The sequence below is a fragment of the Myxococcus sp. XM-1-1-1 genome (assembly GCF_020037095.1).
GTDB lineage: Bacteria > Myxococcota > Myxococcia > Myxococcales > Myxococcaceae > Myxococcus > Myxococcus fulvus.
Map to the genome: position 1 here is coordinate 77,024 of NZ_JAIQDH010000019.1, position 17,847 is coordinate 94,870.

The following is a 17,847-nucleotide window of genomic DNA, read 5'->3' on the forward strand; positions in this document are numbered from 1 at the left end:
TCGAGTGCATGGGGCAGTTGTAGATGGCCCGGGTCATGAGTTCCAGCGCCCGCCCTCATGAAGGCCAGGTCAGTCGGACATGTGTGCCATGCGGCTCCACCGCGCGGAGGTCCAGCGTCCACTGGAACCGGCGCGCCAGCCGCTCCACCAGCGACAGTCCGACACCGAAGCCCCTCCGCTCGGGCTCGCTCCGACCGAAGCCCACCCCTGTGTCGTCGATGCTCCACGCCTCGGGCGTGACGCGGATGACGATGCGCCCCTCTTCCGTATACGCGAGCGCGTTCTTGATGAGGTTGCCCAGCATCACCCGCGCCACGGAGCCGGGCAGCGGCACGACGACCTCGTCCGTCGCCTCGATGACGAGCGCCACGTCGCCTCGGGAGAGGTGGCCACCGTACAGCGCGAGCAGCTCGCGAGAGATGCCCACCAGTCCGCACGTCTCGTCCGAGCGCCCCGGCCGCGCCAGCCAGAGGATGCCCTCCGTCAGCAGGCCCATCTGGAGGACCGCCTGCCGCAGCCGCTCGAAGGTCGCCGAGTCCCTGGGCGGGTCCAGCTCCAGTATCTCCACCGCGCCCTGCGCCACGGCGAGCGGCGTGCGCAGCTCATGACTGGCGTCCCGGTTGAACGCCCGCTCCCGCTCCAGCAGCTCCTGGATGCGGACATCCCGGGCACTCAAGGCCTGGGACAGGGCCCGCACCTCGGTGACGACGATGTCCTCGGCTCGCGTCGCCTGTCCCGACTGCACCTGCGCGACGAGCCGCTCCAGCGGAACCCCCAGCCGCCTCGCGACCAGCAGGGAGAGCCCGGCGGCGCCCAGCAGGGCCAGCACCGCGCTCACCACCAGCAGACCCGACGTGCGACGCAGCTGGCGCGTGGTGCCGGTCAGCTCCGTCGTGTCGAGCACGCCGTAGCGCGTGAGGCCTGTCGACACGTCCGGTCGCACCGCGACATGGAAGTGGCCGTGTCCGGGAGGAAAGATTTCGTACTCGCCACCCAGCGCGTCCGCCGGCACCTCCGCCTGGAGCCAGGACGGCAGGCTCGCGTGGCCCACATAGGTCCTGATGCCGAGTGGCATCACCCCATCGCCGCCGTGCTCGTCCATCGCGGTGGCGACGAGCCGCGCGAAGAGGGTGTCCTCGAGGTCGTAGCTGAAGAGCGTGAAGAACGCCCCCATGAGGACCAGCGAGAGCGCCGCGGACGACACCATGGCGCCCAGGAGGAGCGCTCGTATCGACCTAGTCCTCACGGGCCTCCAGGCTGTAGCCCTTGTTGCGGTGGGTGGTGATGCAGTCGTCCATCCCCAGCTCGGCGAGCGCGCCTCTCAGCGCATAGACGTGCGTGCGCAGGGCGCTGGACTCCGGCGCGTCGTCGCCCCAGAGCTGATGGGCGAGCGTCGCCGTCGACACGGGCCCGGGCGCGGACTCCATCAGTAGCTTGAGGAGCCGTGCCTCGGTCCGGTTGAGTCGCACGCCGCGCTCGCCGCGCCGGGCCTGTCCTGTGTCGGGCTCCAGGGTGAGCGAGCCCACCGTCAGACGCCGACCGCTCGGAGGCACGGGGCGCCGAGCGAGGGCCTCGAGCCGCAGCCGGAGCTCCCTCAGGGAGAACGGCTTGACGAGGTAGTCGTCCGCGCCCGCTCGGAAGCCCTCCTCCTTGTCCTCGAGCGTGTCGCGCGCGGTGAGCATGAGGATGGGCACCAGCCGGGCGGCGAGCTGCCGGTAGCGCTGACACAGCTCGATGCCGCTCATCCCCGGCAGCATCAGGTCCAGCACGATGACGTCGTACTCGTGGCTTAGCGCGAGCGTGAGCCCCTGGGGCCCGGTGGCGGCGAAGTCGAGCTGGAAGTCCGCGCCGAGGAACCTCGCGATGTTGGCCTGGAGGTCACGGTTGTCTTCGACGACGAGCACTCGCATGAGCGGGCAGGGGACCTCGGGATGGCAGGACGGTCGCAGGCTACCGGAGGGAACGTCAATCGAACGTCAACCGCGGGTTGACGCCTGTCCGACACAGCGGAGGGCAGGGTGACGGTGAAGCTCACTTCCAGGAGTCCACCATGTTCCGCTGGCTGTCGCTGTGCGTGCTGCTGCTGTCCGCCTCCCTGGCCCGGGCCGATGCCCCGACGCCGACACTGGATGTTCGTGGCGCGGATGGCGAGCGCATCCCCACGCGGGTGCTCGAGCCCGAAGGGGGGCACGCGAATCCACCCATCGCCGTCCTGGTGCATGGCCTCACGCGCCGCAAGGAGGACTGGCTGTCTGACGCGGGGCCCACGCATGGCGGCGTCTTGAAGGACGAGCTCCTGCGGGCCGGCTACCGCGTCTATCTCCTCGATGCGCGACTGCACGGAGAGCGGGCGAACCCCGAGGCGAAGCCCGGGGCGCTCGCGAAGCTGGCCCACAAGGGCGAGCCCGCGCGGTACGTGAAGATGATCGCCGACACCGTGCGCGATGCCCACGCGCTGCTGTCCGCGGTGCTCGCCCAGGGCACGCCGCCGCGCGTGCTCGTCGTCGGGTACAGCATGGGCGCCCAGGTGGGGCTCCTGCTGGCGGCACGCGAGAAGCGCGTCACCCACCTCATCACCATGGTGCCGCCCCACATCGACCCGTCGTTGGAGGAGGTCGCCCCGTCGCGGCACATGTCGACGATTCGCCAGGACTGGTTGCTGCTGACCGCGAACCAGGATGACTTCGCGTCCGTTGCCGACAGTCGCGCCCTGTTCGAGTCCGCTCCGTCCGTGCGAAAGACACACAAGACCTTCGACAGCGGGCATGCGCTCCCGAAGGAGTACCTGGACGAGGTGCGTCGCTGGCTCTCCACGAGCCACCGGGCGCCGTCGCCCTGATTCAGTCCGGGCTCGCCTCCCACGACAGCGCGAGCTCGCTCATCCACGAGGCGCCCTGGGCCGAGTCCACGCGCAGGTAGGTCTCGCGAAGCGGGACGCTCGGGGTGCGCTCCTTCGCGTGGAGGTGGGCGAAGAGACGGGCCCAGGATGGGCCCACGGAGTGGGGCGGGCCGGAGTGCGCGAGCGTGACGGCCCGCACCTCGGGCAGCTCCGAGATGGCGACGCCCTCCGGGACGGCCCCGGGGGCCAGAGGCACGCACCAGGACTGGTCCGCGTCGTCCTCGCGGTACTCCGCCTCGTGGAAGAGGCAGAAGGGGGGCCCGGCCACGTGGGGGCCACACGCGGCCAGCAGCCGGGGGAAGAACACCGACGCGTCGGAGTATCGCCCCCGGGCCCGATGCACGGCGACACGAACGGGTGGGAGCCAGCGTTCCAGCAGGGGCGGTGGCGCGCGCAGGTAGGCCTCCGCCCGGGCCTGGTTTTCGAGCAGCGTGTCCAGCGCGAGCACGGAGCGTCGCGCGCTCGCGGCCTCCTCGGCGAGTCGGGCCCGCACGCGCGCGAGCTGCTCCGCGAGCGAGGCGCCCTGTCCCAGCTGGGTGAGCACGCCGTGAATCTCCTCCAGGGAGAGCTTCAGGTCGCGCAGCGCGCGCACGGTGTGGGCGAGCGAGATGTCGTGCTCGGTGTAGTAGCGGTAGCCCGTGGAGGCGTCCACGCGGGAGGGTTCGAGCAGCCCCTTCTCCTGGTACAGGCGCAGCGCCTTCACGGTGAGCCCGGTGATGCGAGACACCTCGCCGATGGAGTACAGCAGTCCGCTCACCGCTCCTCCTCCTGGAGGAAGGCGCGCACGGTGGCCGCGAAGGCCTCGGGCTGCTCCTCGAAGGGGAAGTGCCCGCTGCCCGCCAGCTCCACGAGTCGCGCGTGGGGAATCGCTTCTACCACGCGCGTGGTGGCCGAGCGCGGCTGCAGGTCATGGGCGCCATGGATGACGAGCGTGCGCGCGCGCACCCGGCGCAGCCATTCGCTCCAGTCGTGATGGCGTCCCAGGCTCAGGTAGAGCCCGAGCGAGAGGAAGCCTCCAGCGGCACCAGTGTCGGGAGGCCTCGTGTCGGGGCGCTCGGCGTTCAGGGCCCGGGCATACAGCGGTCCGAAGGCGGCGAAGTGCTCGGCGAGGCGGGCCTCGGCGTCCTTCAGGCGGGCAGGGAAGTCGAAGGTGTGCTTCATCCAGGCCGCGAGCTCCCGCTGGGCTGCTTCGTCCAGACGGGTGCGCACCTGGGTGAACAGGTCATCGCCCTTCGAGGGCATCGTCACCAACGGGGCCGGCGCCACGAGCACGAGCGCGTCCACCCGCTCCGGCCACTCGGCCGCGTACAGCAGGGCAATCAGGGCGCCGAAGGAGTGGCCCACCAACGTGAGTCGCTCCCGGCCGAGCAGGCGCCGGATGCGCTCCACGTCCGCGAGCTGCGCGGCGAGTCCCAGGCGGGCCTCCACCTCCTGCATGGCCCGCCAGGTGCCCCCGGGAGGCGGCAGGGTGATGGGCCGCGAGGAGGCGCCGCTGCCTCGCTGGTCATAGAAGTGCCAACGCAGGGCATCCCTCGTCAGCGCCGCCGCGCGCCAGGGGTTCGCTGGAGGCAGGCCGGGGCCTCCGTGGATGACGAGGACGTCCCGCCCCTCGCCCACGGCGACGTGGTGCAACTGGACATCTCCGGTCACCTGCCAGGACGAGGCGTCCGCGCGTTGTCCCGGAGGTACCTCCAGCGTCTCGCCCCGCGCGGCCAGCACCTGCGTCACGGTGCCGGGTTGGAAGAGGGCCCGCCCCATCCACCACCAGGCGCCCGCCGCCGCGCCCGCCAGCAGGATGAGGGTTCCAAGGATTGCCGCCTCCATGCACTTCCTCCGAGACATGTCCGTGGGTGACATGCCCGGAGGGTGGCGGTCTCCCCCAGGGGGAGAGTCAAGCACGAGGGCTACTGGAGGGCGACGGGCGGCGCCTTCTGCGTCATCTGCTGGGCGTAGTCGGACGCATGGTCCCGCATGTAATCGATGGGGTTCGCGAGCACGCCCAGGCCATTCGTCTTCGAGCGTCCCGTGTAGACGAGCTCGCCGCTCTCGTTGATGTAGTGGACGAAGAGGCCCGCGGTGCCATCGGCGCCGAAGCGGTCCGTCTCCACGCTCCCGATGGGCGAACCATCAGGGCCCAGGACATCCTTCATGATGGGCGAGCGATACAGGTGCGCGACCGGGATGATGACACCCCTGGCGCCGGACTGTTTCACGTACTCGGCCAGCTCCTTCTTCATCCGCGGCGGGACGATGAAGCGGTCCGCGGCGATGTTCGGGAACGCGTCACACCATTCGCTGTCTCCCTTCAACTTCTTCACCTTCACCTCGGAGACATCCTTGCCATACGCGCTCCAGATGGCGGGCGCGAGATGGTCCTCGAGGTTGCGATACACCTTGTCGTTGCCCTCCGCCGGATACGCGCAGGCGAGCATGGGCGTGAGGGCATACGGGCTGTCCAACGCGTTCCATTTCCCGTCGGTGAAGTAGCGCGGGTTGGACGTCGCGAGGCCTCCACCACAGCCGGAGAGGAGGGCGAGCGCGACAGTGGCGCACAGTGAAACAGGGACCAGGGATACACGGCGAGCGGGCATGGGAACTCCTCGAGCAAGTCGATGAACTCACGAACAATTCGTGAGCTGCTTCGACGCCCCTCGTCGCGTCCGGGGTTCCATCTATCTGCTGATGCCCGGTCGTTCCTGTGCGTTGCTGTTGCACCTGGAGGGCTCTGGTCATGCGATTGTCGGTGGTATCGTGACGTCCGAGGGCTCGTCGTCGGCAGGCTCTAGCAGGCGCATCCGCGCGCGAGGTCAGCGCGGCAGCTCCGCCTTGACGAAGGTGAGCTTCGGGCTGCGAAAGCCCATCCCCACCCACGCGCCGAGCAGCTTGATGAAGAACGCGACGGATTGGTGCCGGCTGTTGGGCACGTCCGTGGGGAGCGCGGGCCCGGGCGGCAGGTCGGAGGTCATCGTCCGCAGCTCCAGCGGAGGCAGGGTTCCGTCGGCCCAGAGGCCCCCATAGAGGCTGAGCCAGTGGCCGCTCTGGAACTCGAGGAACACGGGCGTGTTGCAGCACGTGGCGACGACGCGGCGGGTCTTCGACTCCGGCGTGAGCCGGAACTCCGCGAGGCGGTCCGTGCCCTGGAGGAAGTGGACGCGGTCCTTGCGGTAGAGCACGAAGCGCGACGCGTCCCGAGGCCCCAGCAGCAGCCGTGACGCGGGCAGCGCCTGGAATCTCGCGACGGCCGCGCGACAGCTGTCGCAGCAGCACTCGGCGCTGATGATGGGGGCTTTGTCCACCCGCAGGGAGACTTCCCCGCAGGCGCAGCCGAGCGATGTGGCCTGGGTCATGGTGAGGCTTTCTCCGGGGGTGTGAGCCTGAAGAGCAGGCGGATGTAGCGGTCCAGGTGGTCCAGGCTCTCGCGCGCGAGGGCCGCGTCGTTCCCCGCCTTGGCGAGCACGAAGGCGCCTTGAATCACCGTCTGGGTGTGGCGTGCCAGGCTCGCGGCCGTCCAGCCTCCGGAGACGCGGCGCTTGCGCATGGCGGCGGCGATGTCCGCCTCGAGCGTCTGGGCATGACCGAAGATGCTCGCGGCGCAGGCCTCCCGGATGTCGGGCGCGCTCGCGTGGACCTCCTGCGCCAGCGTGCCCACCAGACAGCAGAACTCGGCGGGGCTCCCGGTGATGATGGACTTGCGGAAGGCCACGTAGGCCAGGACCCGGTCGAGCGGGTCCGCGGGGGCGTGGTAGGGCGCGCTCGCGAAGAAGGCGGTCGTCGTCTCCTTCCAGTGCTCCGCGGCGGCCACGCCGAGCCCCTCCTTGCTCTTGAAGTGATGGAAGAAGGCGCCCTTCGTCACCTCCGCGACCTGGCAGAGCTCCTCGACCGAGGTCGCGGCGAAGCCCTTCGCGCGAATCGTGTCGCGCGCGGCCTCGAGCAGCCGCGTCCGGGCATCCCCGCGTTCTGGCGCGTGTTTCGGTGGGCGTGGCATGGCGATGTCATACCGTACGGTTGGTATGCATGCAAGTCCCGGAGGTCGAGCGTGGGCGGGCCGGCCTGTCGAAGAGGGCTCGCCAGGCGCTACGTTCCAGGGATGCGCGACCTGCAATCCCACCGGTGGATGTGGGTGAAGGCCATCCTCTTCGTCGTCATCGGCTGCGTCTCGTCGGCGCTGCTCCTGATGGAGCTGCCCGAGTGGCGCGTCCTGCTCCTGCTGCTGCTCGCCATCTGGGCCTTCTGTCGTGCCTACTACTTCGCCTTCTACGTGCTCGAGAAGTACATCGACCCGTCGTTCCGCTTCTCCGGGCTCACCTCGCTCCTGCGCCACCTCGTCGACAAGCGCTAGGGATTGGACGTGCTGTCGCTCCCCCCGGTCATGGTCGCGCAATTCTTGCGCGCCATGGCGCGGGTGCGCAGGAATTGCGTGTCGATTGCGCATCTTCATTCCAGGGTTCACGCATGGGCATGAGACCTGTATAGGAAAGGGAGCGAGGTTCCCGCCTGCCCACCCTCTTGATAGTGGTTGTCATCGCCGTGGCGGTCCTGGTCGCCCTGATTGCGTTCGCGGCGGGAGTCCTGACCGCGAGCCACCTGGGGCGGCTGGTGTTGCTCGCGGGTCTGGCCATCCTCCCACTGGTCGTCACCGGCGCGGGCGTCGCCGTGGGCGTGCGTGAGTCGTCGCAGACGCAGTTCTGCCTGGGCTGTCACGAGATGGAGCCGTACGGGCAGAGCCTGTTCGTGGACAACGCCGCGTCGCTGGCGGCGGTGCATTACCAGAAGCGGCTCATCAGCCGGGACACCACCTGCTACGCGTGCCACACGGACTACGCCCTGTTCGGTGACGCGAAGGCGAAGTTCAACGGGCTCAAGCACGTCTGGGTCCACTACTTCGGCACCATTCCCGAGCGACCGAAGCTCTATCAGCCGTATCCCAACTACAACTGCCTGCACTGTCACAGCGACGCCCGGAGCTTCCTGGAGGCGTCCGCGCACCAGGACATCCAGGCGGAGCTCCAGAGCGGCGCGCGCTCGTGTCTCACGTGTCACGACCTCGCGCACGACCTGGAGGGCGTGAAGGCGCGGAACTTCTGGCTGCCGGAGCCACGTCCATGAGCCACGAGAAGCGCATCCGGAGGGCGGCCCTGCTGGTGCTGGCGGGGTTGTGTGTCCAGCTCTTCACCACGCTGTTCTGGTCACCGCTCACCTTCGTGGTGTTCACGGCGGTGGGCGTGCCCCTGGTGTTGCTGGGAGTGGGCCTCTACGTGGTGTCCGTCTGGAAGATCCTCAAGGAGCGCAAGGCGCTATGAGCACTCCGACCTCGGAGCCCTGGCGCGCTCGCGCGGGGGCCGTGCTGCATCGCTGGCGCTGGCGGGTGGTGCTCGCCGTGCCGCTGCTCTTCGCGCCGCCCATCCTCGCGGTCAACGCGCCCCAGGATGTCCGGATTCCTCCCTTGAAGGAACGCAAGGCGCCGGTGCCGGCGCTGTTCTCACACTGGGCCCACGACTCGCAGCGTTGCTACAGCTGCCACCCGGGGGTGTTCCCCCAGGCCCCACTGGGCTTCACCCATCAGGACATGCGCGAGGGCCGCTACTGTGGCAGTTGCCACGATGGACGGGCGGCCAAGGCGCCGAGCTCCATGCGCTGCGAGGCCTGCCATGCGCCTCATTGACCTGGGCCGTCTCTGCGTGGGGGTGTTCCTGCTGACGGCGGCCATGCCCGCGCGCGCGCAGACGCAGGAGGAGAAGCGCCGCCAGCTCCAGGAGCGGCTGGGCATCCAGCGTCCGCCGACGACTCCGCCCGCACCAGAAGGCAGCGCTGACGCGGGGACTCCCGAGACCTCCGCGGCACCTGCCGCGCCCACGAAGGCGGCACCAGCACCGGTGCTGACTCCGTCGGGGCCGAGGACGGGAGGGGCGCCGAAGCCGCGCGGACCGACCTTCGCCGCCGACGCCCGGCCCATCCTCGTGGCCCGGTGTCTGTCATGTCATCGCCCGGAGGGCATGGCTGGCAGGTCGAAGTGGGTGCTGCGTGGCGATGGCACGGACTACGAGACCACGCTGCGGTTCGTGAAGCTGGATGCCGCCGCGCAGAGTCCGCTGTTGAAGAAGGGGACCGGCGCGGTCCTGCATGGTGGCAAGAAGTCGCTCGCGGCCGAGTCGCCCGAGTACGCCACGTTACTGAAGTGGGTCGAATCCGGGGCGCTCCCAGGCCAGGCCCCTGCCGGGACCGCGCCGCCCCCCTCGTCGGCGGCGGCAACGACTTTGGGGGCTCCGACTTCCGCGCGCGTGGGGGACGTGGCCTCGGCCACACCTTCGACGGAGGAAACGTCTCCGGGGGGCGCGCGCCTGGGGGAGGGGCCCTCGGCGCCACCCGCGACGGCGGCAATGCCTCCGGGGGCTCCTGCTTCCGCGCGCGTGGGAGAGTTGCCCGTCGCGCCGTCCTCGACGGGGGCAACACCTTCGGAGTCCATGGCCTCCTCGCGCGTGGGGGTGGAGTCCGCGGTGCCCTCCTCGACGGTGGCAGCACCTCCGGGGGCTCCTGCTTCCGCGCGCGTGGGGGATGCGCCGACGCCTCCTTCGTCCACGCCGCTCGCGCCAGGGACGCAGCCCGTGCCGGCGTCTGCCTCCAGCTCGGACTCGCTGCGCTTCGCTCCCCGCATCCACGAGCATCTCCTGGCGGGCTGCGCGAGCTGTCACGCGGCGGATGGGTTCGCCGGGTCCACCCGCTATGTCGCCCACTCGGAGCCCGAGCCCCACCTGCGCACGGTGCTGGCGCTGGTGACGCCCGGCTCGGCCGACACGAGCCTCCTGTATCAACGCGCGCGAGGTGACTCGCATCAGGGCGGCGCGGTGTGGGAGCCCGGGAGCGCGGAGCTCGCGCTCCTGGCCCGGTGGATTGATGAGGGCGCGCGTGGAGCGGAGGCACCTCCCGTGGCCACCGCCGCGCCCGCTGCTCCATCCTCGGCGCCACCTCCCTCCGTGGCCACCGCCGCGCCCGCTGCTCCGTCCTCGACGCCTCCCATCGCATCGTCGGGTGGGCCACCGCCGGGCGTCCAGCTCGGGACCTTCCCCGTGCTCGGCTCGCTCACGCTCAACGGGCGCTTCGACCTCAACTACGAGCGCCTCGGCTACAACGACCAGCCCTTCCAGAAGGGCGCCTCGAACGCGCTGCGCAGCTACCACCACTTCCTCTTCCTGACGCGCCAGTCCACCGAGGACCCGGTGACGCTGACACTGGAGACGTTGTCGCTCCAGTTCTGGGAGGTGGGCTACCGGGTCAGCGGCGAGGACTGGCCGGTGCGGCTCTCCGCCAGGGTGGGCAAGGTGCTGGTGCCCTTCGGCGCCGAGCCGCTGTTCCACCACAGCTACGGCGGCCTCGCGGGCTTCGACCAGAAGGTGCTCCCACCCGTCTACGCGCGTGAGGGGCTCACGGCGAACGTGCAGCGCCGGGAGGGGCCGTTCCTGCTCTCCGCGGATGTCTACGTCATCGCCGGCTACCAGCTCCGCCGGGCCGATGCCGTGCTCAACCTCCAGTCGGACTTCGCTCCGTTGGAAGCGACGCGGCTGGGCGTGGGGACGCGGCTGGGTGGCTCCTGGGGCCCGCTGAGCCTCTGGTACTCGGCCTACTACAATCCGCTGGGATACGGCCGGAGGCTGTTCCTCCAGGCCCTGGACGTCGCGTCGTGGCGCCCTCGCGGGGTGCCGGTGCTGGAGCGCTTCTCACTGGGCGCGGGTCTGCTGCGCGCGGACGTCTCCGGAGGCGAGGCCGAGGGGTACGGCGGTCCCGGCGCGGACTACTACCACTTCGCCAGCTACCTCCAGCTCCGCTTCCATCCCACCGATTGGCTCTACCTCCAGTATCGACAGGGCCTGCGCACCTTCGGCAACCAGCGCGGGCGGATTCTCGACACCACCGCGCTCACCCGCGAGGACGCCTCCGCGCACAACGTGGGCGCGGTCGCCCGCTGGAAGGGCTTGAGCGTGGGCCTCTTCCAGTTCTGGAACCTGGAGAAGGTGGACGAGGTGCCGGACGACTTCACGCGACTGGTGGTGGCGTATGAGTTCTAGGCTCGGACTCCTGCTCGCGCTCCTGGTCGTCCCGGGCTGCGCGGACTTCCACCGAGGAGACGCGAGCCCCGACGCGGGCACGCCCTCCGGTGGTGACGGCGGCGGTGGCGGCGACGGAGGAGGTGACGCGCCCTCGTTCGCCACGGACGCGCATCCCCTGTTGCTATCGGGCTGTCAGTCCTGCCATCGCGCTGGAGGCGCCGCGGGCAACACGGGCTTCGTGTTGACGGGCGACGCGGACGCGGACTTCCAGGTGTCGAACGCGCTGACGGACACCGCGGCGCCCGCTGGCAGCCGCCTGTTGCGCAAGGCCGCCGGGGCGGGACACGGCGGCGGGGCCATCTACGCCGACGGCACCCCCGAGTATCAGACGCTCCTGGCGTGGATCGCCGGAGGCGCGCTGCCATGACCCACACATCTCCCAGGAGGGACCCGATGAGACGAACGACGTTGCTCCTGGTCGCCGCGCTGCCCTGTCTCCTCGTGGCTTGCGCGAAGCTGGAGAACGCCAACCCGGGCATCACGACCAGCGGGGCGCATTCGGTCCTGCTGGGACAGACGCTCCAGCTCGGCGCCGCCACGCGCGAGGCCACGGATGACGGCTACACGTGGGAGAGCGAGGACCCGGCCATCGCCACGGTGGACGACACGGGATTGGTGACGGGCGTCAGCGTGGGTGAGACGGCGGTGAAGGTCGTCGGGAAGCGCTCGCGGTTGGAGGGGCGTCACGCGGTGGTGGTCGTCGGGCCCTCGGCGGGGGACGCCGGCGTGGACCCGTCGCAGGTGCCCTATTACGTGGCCTGGGCGGGCTCGCCGCACGCGGACACCACGGCGGAGGCCTTCTCTCACTGGAACGAGGAGGGGATGGTGCCCGCGACGTGCGCGCGCTGCCACAGCTCGGAGGGCTACATCGACTTCCTGGGCGGGGACGGCTCCGCCCCAGGACGGGTGGACGCGCCGGGCAGGACGGAGTCCGTGGTGCGGTGCGAGACGTGCCATGACGCCGCGGCTTCGCGGCTGACGGCCGTCACGTTCCCCTCGGGCAAGGAGGTCACCGGGCTGGGCGCGGAGGCGCGGTGCATGGTGTGTCACCAGGGGCGCGCCGCGGGGAAGGACATCGACGCGCAGGTCGCCGACGCGGGAGTGGGGGAGGACACGGCCTCGGCGGCGCTGGGCTTCACCAACATCCATTACTACCCGGCGGCCGCCACGCTCTTCGCCGCCCAGGCGGCCGGTGGCTACCAGTACGCCGGGCAGGTCTACGACACGCGCTTCCGCCATGTGCCGGACTTCGACAAGTGCAACGAGTGCCATGACCCGCACAGCACCCGCGTCCGCTGGGATGCCTGCGCGACGTGCCATCCGGGCGTCACCGATGTCACCCAGGCGTGGAACATCCGGCAGATCGCCTCGCGCAACCAGGACTACGACGGCGACAACAACCGTACCGAGGGCATCTACTTCGAGATTCAGGGGCTGCGCGACAGGCTGCTCGCCACGCTCCAGCGCTATGGCGCCGAGCGGGCCCAGCCCCTCTGCTACGGCAACGCACATCCCTACTGGTTCCGGGATGCAGACGGTGACGGCGCGTGCTCCACGGCCGAGGTCGTGGGCACCAACGCCTACAAGAGCTGGACGCCACGGCTGCAGAAGGCGGCCTTCAATTATCAGCTCGCCCGCGTGGACCCGGGCGCGTTCGCCCACAACGCGAAGTACATCATCCAGCTCCTGCACGACTCGATTCAGTCGCTCAACGGCGCGCTGACGACCCCCTTCGATACGTCGCTGCTGGTGCGCAACGACCCTGGCCACTTCAATGGAGCGAGCAAGGCGGCGCGCAACTGGGACGCGAGCGAGACGGTGCAGGCGAGCTGCTCCCGCTGCCACAGCGGCGCGCAGGGCTACCGGTTCTTCGTGCAGTACGGCGTGGGGCAGGCGGTGCCGGAGACGGCCAACGGACTGGAGTGTGCCACGTGTCACGAGAGCTTCGCGCCGGACTACGACGTGTTCGTCCCCACGCGCACGTGGCTGCCGGATGGCACGACGGTGAGTCTGCCGGGCCAGGACAACCTCTGCGCGAACTGCCACATCGGACGCGCGTCGAAGGCCACGCTCGACAATGCCTTGGCGGCGGGAGGCACGCCCCGCTTCCAGAACGTCCACTACATGCCCGCCGCCGGGACGCGTGAGGGCGCGCTGGCGAAGACAGGGTACGAGTACCCGGGCAAGACGTACGCCGGGCGGCTGTCGCACCTGGGCGGCGTGCAGTGCTCCAGCTGCCATGTCCCCGGCGTGAGCAACCACACCTTCCGCATCGCGGACGTGTGGCGCACGCGGTGCGAGACGTGTCACGCCGACCAGGAGTCGGCGGAGCAGATTCGCAACGTCCACCTCCAGGACTACGACGGGGACGGCAACACCACGGAGCTGCTCCGGGCGGAGGTGGATGGCATGGCCGCGCGCCTGCTGGCCGCCATGCGCACGGTGACGAGCAACGGCCTCTGCTACAACGGAGACGTCAATCCGTACTTCTTCAAGGACACGGACAAGGACGGCACGTGCAGCGCGACGGAGGCCGTCTCGTCCAACGCGTTCGCGCCCTTCACCCCGGCGCTCGTGAAGGCCACGCACAACTACCAGCTGAGTCGGAAGGACAAGGGCGCGTGGGCCCACAACTTCAACTACGTGGGCCAGCTGCTCTTCGACAGCGTGGAGGACCTGACGGGGGCTGTGCCCGTGAACATGGTGCGCCCGTAGCCTGGGGCGCGCGGTGACGGGCTGCCAGTTCCGGGGCCAGGAACTCCTGATGCGCCGCTCAGCGCGTCGTGAGCGGGACGACGCGCAGGTTCTTCTCCGCGCCTCCGAGAAGCATGGACGCGCCGTCGGGCGAGAACGCGATGGCTCGGTGCGAGCGGTTTCCCGCCTTGAAGGCGCACCAGCGCCCATCGGTTCCGATTTCGATGACCAGGCCGTTGTTGGTGCCGATGACACCCAGGCCGTCCTCGCGGAAGTGGACGGCGTCCCCGCGGGTGCTCGGCCCCGGGGTCATTCCGCGCGTGAGCTTCTCCAGGGAGTGGCGTGAGAGCTCGTCACCGCTCCTCGCATCCAGCACGAGCGTGTCGTGCTCCACGCCGCCGCCCACCGTCACCAGTCGGTTCGTCGAGGCGTCGAGCGCGATGGCGTAGATGGTGCCCTGCGTGACGAGCCGTGACGGTGGGCGCTGCCAGAGCAGTTGCCCGTCGGAGACCCTCACCGCGGACACGCGGGAGAAGGACGTGGCCGTGTAGAGGATGTCCTTGTCGGGCGACAGTACGGCGCAGGTCTCCTCATCGAGCAGGAGGGAGGGAAGCAACGGCCGACAGTCGAGGGAGGCCAGGGAGACGAGGACCATCGACGGCTCCGGAGTCACCAGGGCGGGCACCGCGGCCGCGAGCGCCGGGTCCACGCGTCGCGTCTCCGTCCGCGTCACTCCTTCCTCCGTGACGGTGGTCCTCCAGTTCGGCGACTGGGCGATGAAGTGCGCATCGTCCACCCAGACGAAGGGGCGCATGACGGGCAGGGTGTGCACGACCTGGAAGGTGTGCAGGTCGATGACCTGGCAGCACGCCGCCTGTCCCGAGAACAACGCGCCACCCGTGAGCAGCCAGCGCTCCCCCGGCGAGAGCGCGCCGGGGCCGCGCAGGCCCGTCAGCTCGGCCTCGACGTCGAAGCGGGGGCCGCTGCGTCGCACCAGCCGACCCAGCTGACTGGCGAGGTTGGGCGCCTCGACGACCAGCAGGGAGCCGCCTGGCTCGAACGCGAGGAACTCGACGTAGGGGACGGTGTCCTTCGCGATGGACGTGGACGCCGCGCGAGGCGGCGCCGGTGCGCGCTGGGGGTGCAGCTCCACGCTGTCGATCATCCGCATGCGCGGACCCTATACCACGGCGGGTCCGCGCCCCTTCCCGTGGGACACCCCGCCTCACACGGGGAAGAGCTCGACGGGCAGCGTCGTCGGCCCTCGAACGATGAGGGACGGCGTCCACTCGAGGCGCTCCGTGCGCAGCTCCATCCGGTCCACGCGGGAGACGAGCTCCTCCAGGGCGATGCGCGCCTCCAGTCGCGTGAGCCTCGCCCCGATGCAGAAGTGGATGCCGTGGCCGAAGGAGAGCTGCTGGGCGTTCTCCCGCTCGAGGATGAACTGGTCCCCGTCGGGAAAGTGCTTCTCGTCACGCGACGCGGAGACCAGCGAGAGCAGGACGGTTGCTCCCTTGGGCAAGGGGACTCCCGCCAGCGTCACGTCCTCGGTGCACGTGCGTATGACGGACAGGATGGGGGGCTCGTAGCGCAGGGTCTCCTCGATGAACCGGGGGATGAGCGTGGGCATCGCTCTCAGCCGGGGCAGCAGCTCCGGCCGCATCGTGAACAGCCGTGCGCAGTGGCTGAGCAGGCTGACCGTCGTCTCCAGTCCGCCGACGAGCAACGCGACGAAGAAGCCCACCAGCTCATCGTCGGTGAGCGCCTCCGTGCCCACCCGGGCCTGGAGGAGCTCGCTGACCATGTCCTCGCGAGGCTCGCGCCTCCGGTCGTCCAGCAGCCGCCGGGAGTAGTCATCCAGCTCTTCGACGGTCGCGCGGCACCGCGCCGTCCCCGCGGCGTCATCCGCCGCGACACCGCTGATGGTCGCGATGTCCGTGGTCCATTGCTTGAGCTGCGCGTGCCTGGATTCGTCCAGGCCGAGCAGATGCCCGATGACACTCGCGGGGATGGGGGTGGAGAGCGCGTCGACGAAGTCGACCCTGCGCTTCTCCAGCATGTCATCCACGCACTTCCGGGCGGTGGCGTGGACGCGAGACTCCAGACGCGCGAGCGCCTTCGGGGTGAAGGCCTGGGTGACGAGGGCTCGCAGCCTCCCGTGGTGGGGCGGGTCCATGAACGCGATGGAGTAGGAGAGCGGGTTGATGCGTCCGAGCCACGGCGGAGAGAAGGCGAAGCGCAGCCCCGACGAGGAGAACAGCTGCGGGGACTTGAGCACGTGCTGGACCTCGTCATGGTGGATGACGGCCCAGATGCCGCCGGGCTCCACCTGGACGACGGGGCCCTGGCGTCGCAGCTCCGCCAGGTGGGGGTGGGGGTTCTCCATGAACTCTCGCGACAGGAAGTTGATACGGGGACTCATGTGGGTGGCCTCCAGGTCCTCGGATGGATGAGGCGGTGAAACCCTGTGCGACGAGCGTCTGGAACACGGTCCTGCGGGGTGCGCCCTCGCCCGCAGGGGACATGAGGCGATGCTGTGACGAAAATTCTCGCCGGAGCCCTGCCTTGGTTGTCTGCCTGTTTGTCTTTGCAGTATTCGAACATGCTGGAGCCGCGTGAATATTGCTCGGCAAAGTGATGGCGACGAAGTCCACCACCGGACACCTTGCCGCGGGACGCGTCGTGAGGGGCGGACTGCGGGCCTCAGGAGGGGAAGAGCTCGATGGGCAGCGTCTTCGGCCCGCGAACGACGAGCGACGTCGTCCAGTCGATGCGCTCCGTGCGCAGCTCCATCCGGCTCACGTGGGGGATGAGCTCTTCCAGGGCGATGCTCGCCTCCATCCGCGCCAGCGTCACCCCCAGGCAGTAGTGGATGCCGTGGCCGAAGCTGAGGTGCTGCGCGTTCTCCCGCCCCAGGATGAACCTGTCGCCGTCGGGGAAGACCTTCTCGTCGCGGGCCGCGGAGGCGAGCGACACCAGCACCACACTTCCCTTGGGCAGCGCCGTGTCCGCCACCGTCACGTCTTGCAGACACGTGCGCAGCAGGGCCACGGCGGAGGGCTCGTAGCGCAGCGTCTCCTCGACGAAGCGGGGGATGAGGTCCGGCGTCTCCCGCAGACGCAGGAGCAGCTCCGGGTGCTGGCAGAGCATCCGGGCGCTCTGGCCGATGAGATAGGTCGTCGTCTCCACCCCGCCGGTGAACAGCACGAAGAAGAAGCTCATCAGCTCCTGTGGAGTCAGGGTCTGTCCGCCCGCGCTGGCCTGGAGCAGATCGCTCATCAAGTCATCGCCGGGCGTCTTGCGCCGCGCGTCCAGGGCGTCCTGGACATACCGCTCCATCTCGTCGAGCGTCCGGCGGCACTGCTCCATCTGCTTCGTGTCCTCCGGGTGGACACCGCCGATGAGCGCGATGTCATGCGACCAGCGCTCGAAGTGCTTCAGCAGCGCGGTGTCCAACCCCAGCAGCCAGCAGACGACGGTGGCGGGAATGGGCACGGCGAGCGCTTCCATGTAGTCCACCGTCCGCCGCTCCAGCATCCGCGCGATGCGCTCGCGGGTGATGGCGCGGATTCGCGGCTCCAATCGCTTGATGGCCGAGGAGGTGAAGTCCCGAAGGATGAGTGCCCGCAGGCGTCCGTGTTGGGGCGGGTCCAGGAAGGGGAGCGACTCCCCCAGGGGATTGGTGCGTCCGAGCCATTCCGGCTGGAACGCCAGGCGCATCCCCGTGGAGGAGAAGAGCTGCGGCGACTTGAGCACGTGTTGTGCTTCGTCGTAGCGGGTGACGGCCCACATGCCGCCCGGGTCCACCTGCACGATGGGACCCTGGCGTCGGAGCTCCGCCAGGTGGGCGTGGAGGTTCGCGATGACTTCGGGAGACAGGCAGTCAAGACGGGTCCTCATGATGCGATGGCCTCCGTATCCGCGGAGCGTCTCCACGGGTCGTGTGGGGGGGCAGGTGTCTGGCTTGTCTTTGTGAGGGGCGAGCATGTCGTAGTTGAGCAGGAATTGCCCGGAGCGTGAAAAGGCGCGGAGTCCGCCACCGGACACCCGCCGGGCTTCCCTCCCCGCGCAAGGATTGCGTGTCGCGAGTCGCCGTCCCCATCAGTCCCAGTAGCGCAGGTCTCCGGACGGCCCCCTGTTCCGACCCGGGAG

18 protein-coding genes are annotated in these 17,847 nt (G+C 69.7%); 8 read left to right on the forward strand and 10 right to left on the reverse strand.

Annotation, left to right across the window (positions count from 1 at the left end; all coding sequences use genetic code 11):
* Window positions 1-55: 55 nt before the first annotated feature.
* Window positions 56-1,246, reverse strand: a complete 1,191-nt coding sequence (locus K8640_RS30405; RefSeq protein ID WP_223750272.1) for a HAMP domain-containing sensor histidine kinase — start codon at window positions 1,244-1,246, stop codon at window positions 56-58.
* Complete coding sequence (locus K8640_RS30410; RefSeq protein ID WP_223750273.1) at window positions 1,236-1,910, reverse strand: response regulator transcription factor; 675 nt, start codon at window positions 1,908-1,910, stop codon at window positions 1,236-1,238. Before K8640_RS30410 ends, K8640_RS30405 begins: the two co-directional genes overlap by 11 nt.
* Before the next feature lie 140 nt (window positions 1,911-2,050).
* On the opposite strand from K8640_RS30410, the gene K8640_RS30415 reads away from it, so the two are divergent.
* Window positions 2,051-2,839 (forward strand): alpha/beta hydrolase, encoded by a 789-nt coding sequence (locus K8640_RS30415; protein ID WP_223750274.1) that lies wholly within the window; start codon window positions 2,051-2,053, stop codon window positions 2,837-2,839.
* A 1-nt stretch (window position 2,840) separates the two neighbouring features.
* On the opposite strand, the gene K8640_RS30420 is transcribed toward K8640_RS30415, so the two are convergent.
* The 5 genes from K8640_RS30420 to K8640_RS30440 all read right to left on the reverse strand — a co-directional run bounded on the left by K8640_RS30420 (window position 2,841) and on the right by K8640_RS30440 (window position 6,884).
* Window positions 2,841-3,656, reverse strand: coding sequence for a MerR family transcriptional regulator (locus tag K8640_RS30420; RefSeq protein WP_223750275.1), 816 nt, complete (start codon window positions 3,654-3,656; stop codon window positions 2,841-2,843).
* On the reverse strand, window positions 3,653-4,723 hold the full coding sequence (locus K8640_RS30425) for an alpha/beta fold hydrolase (RefSeq protein ID WP_223750276.1): 1,071 nt from the start codon (window positions 4,721-4,723) through the stop codon (window positions 3,653-3,655). Before K8640_RS30425 ends, K8640_RS30420 begins: the two co-directional genes overlap by 4 nt.
* Window positions 4,724-4,803: 80 nt before the next feature.
* Entirely contained in the window at window positions 4,804-5,490 is a 687-nt protein-coding gene (locus K8640_RS30430) for an endonuclease Q family protein (protein WP_223750277.1), read from the reverse strand.
* 216 nt (window positions 5,491-5,706) lie between these two features.
* Entirely contained in the window at window positions 5,707-6,246 is a 540-nt protein-coding gene (locus tag K8640_RS30435; protein WP_223750278.1) for a GFA family protein, read from the reverse strand.
* A complete protein-coding gene (locus tag K8640_RS30440; RefSeq protein ID WP_223750279.1) occupies window positions 6,243-6,884 on the reverse strand; it encodes a TetR/AcrR family transcriptional regulator in 642 nt (213 codons plus the stop codon). The genes K8640_RS30435 and K8640_RS30440 overlap by 4 nt, the downstream gene beginning before the upstream one ends.
* Before the next feature lie 102 nt (window positions 6,885-6,986).
* Between K8640_RS30440 and K8640_RS30445 the strand changes: the two genes are divergently transcribed.
* The 7 genes from K8640_RS30445 (at window position 6,987) to K8640_RS30475 (ending at window position 13,716) form a co-directional block, all read left to right on the forward strand.
* Window positions 6,987-7,238, forward strand: coding sequence for a hypothetical protein (locus tag K8640_RS30445; RefSeq protein ID WP_141322985.1), 252 nt, complete (start codon window positions 6,987-6,989; stop codon window positions 7,236-7,238).
* A gap of 188 nt (window positions 7,239-7,426) precedes the next feature.
* Window positions 7,427-8,005: a NapC/NirT family cytochrome c gene (locus tag K8640_RS30450; protein WP_194868998.1), complete on the forward strand. Its 579-nt coding sequence runs from the start codon at window positions 7,427-7,429 to the stop codon at window positions 8,003-8,005.
* Complete coding sequence (locus tag K8640_RS30455; RefSeq protein WP_223750280.1) at window positions 8,002-8,199, forward strand: hypothetical protein; 198 nt, start codon at window positions 8,002-8,004, stop codon at window positions 8,197-8,199. Before K8640_RS30450 ends, K8640_RS30455 begins: the two co-directional genes overlap by 4 nt.
* Window positions 8,196-8,561: a c(7)-type cytochrome triheme domain-containing protein gene (locus tag K8640_RS30460; RefSeq protein ID WP_223750281.1), complete on the forward strand. Its 366-nt coding sequence runs from the start codon at window positions 8,196-8,198 to the stop codon at window positions 8,559-8,561. Before K8640_RS30455 ends, K8640_RS30460 begins: the two co-directional genes overlap by 4 nt.
* On the forward strand, window positions 8,548-10,959 hold the full coding sequence (locus tag K8640_RS30465) for a hypothetical protein (protein WP_223750282.1): 2,412 nt from the start codon (window positions 8,548-8,550) through the stop codon (window positions 10,957-10,959). The genes K8640_RS30460 and K8640_RS30465 overlap by 14 nt, the downstream gene beginning before the upstream one ends.
* Entirely contained in the window at window positions 10,949-11,368 is a 420-nt protein-coding gene (locus tag K8640_RS30470) for a hypothetical protein (protein WP_223750283.1), read from the forward strand. The genes K8640_RS30465 and K8640_RS30470 overlap by 11 nt, the downstream gene beginning before the upstream one ends.
* Before the next feature lie 26 nt (window positions 11,369-11,394).
* Window positions 11,395-13,716, forward strand: a complete 2,322-nt coding sequence (locus K8640_RS30475; RefSeq protein ID WP_223750284.1) for an Ig-like domain-containing protein — start codon at window positions 11,395-11,397, stop codon at window positions 13,714-13,716.
* A gap of 58 nt (window positions 13,717-13,774) precedes the next feature.
* Here K8640_RS30475 and K8640_RS30480 read toward each other — a convergent pair whose 3' ends face one another.
* The 3 genes from K8640_RS30480 to K8640_RS30490 all read right to left on the reverse strand — a co-directional run bounded on the left by K8640_RS30480 (window position 13,775) and on the right by K8640_RS30490 (window position 17,595).
* Window positions 13,775-14,866 (reverse strand): hypothetical protein, encoded by a 1,092-nt coding sequence (locus K8640_RS30480; protein ID WP_223750285.1) that lies wholly within the window; start codon window positions 14,864-14,866, stop codon window positions 13,775-13,777.
* A gap of 54 nt (window positions 14,867-14,920) precedes the next feature.
* Window positions 14,921-16,117: a cytochrome P450 gene (locus K8640_RS30485; protein WP_223750286.1), complete on the reverse strand. Its 1,197-nt coding sequence runs from the start codon at window positions 16,115-16,117 to the stop codon at window positions 14,921-14,923.
* Between the two features lie 281 nt (window positions 16,118-16,398).
* On the reverse strand, window positions 16,399-17,595 hold the full coding sequence (locus tag K8640_RS30490) for a cytochrome P450 (protein WP_223750287.1): 1,197 nt from the start codon (window positions 17,593-17,595) through the stop codon (window positions 16,399-16,401).
* Window positions 17,596-17,847 lie beyond the last annotated feature (252 nt).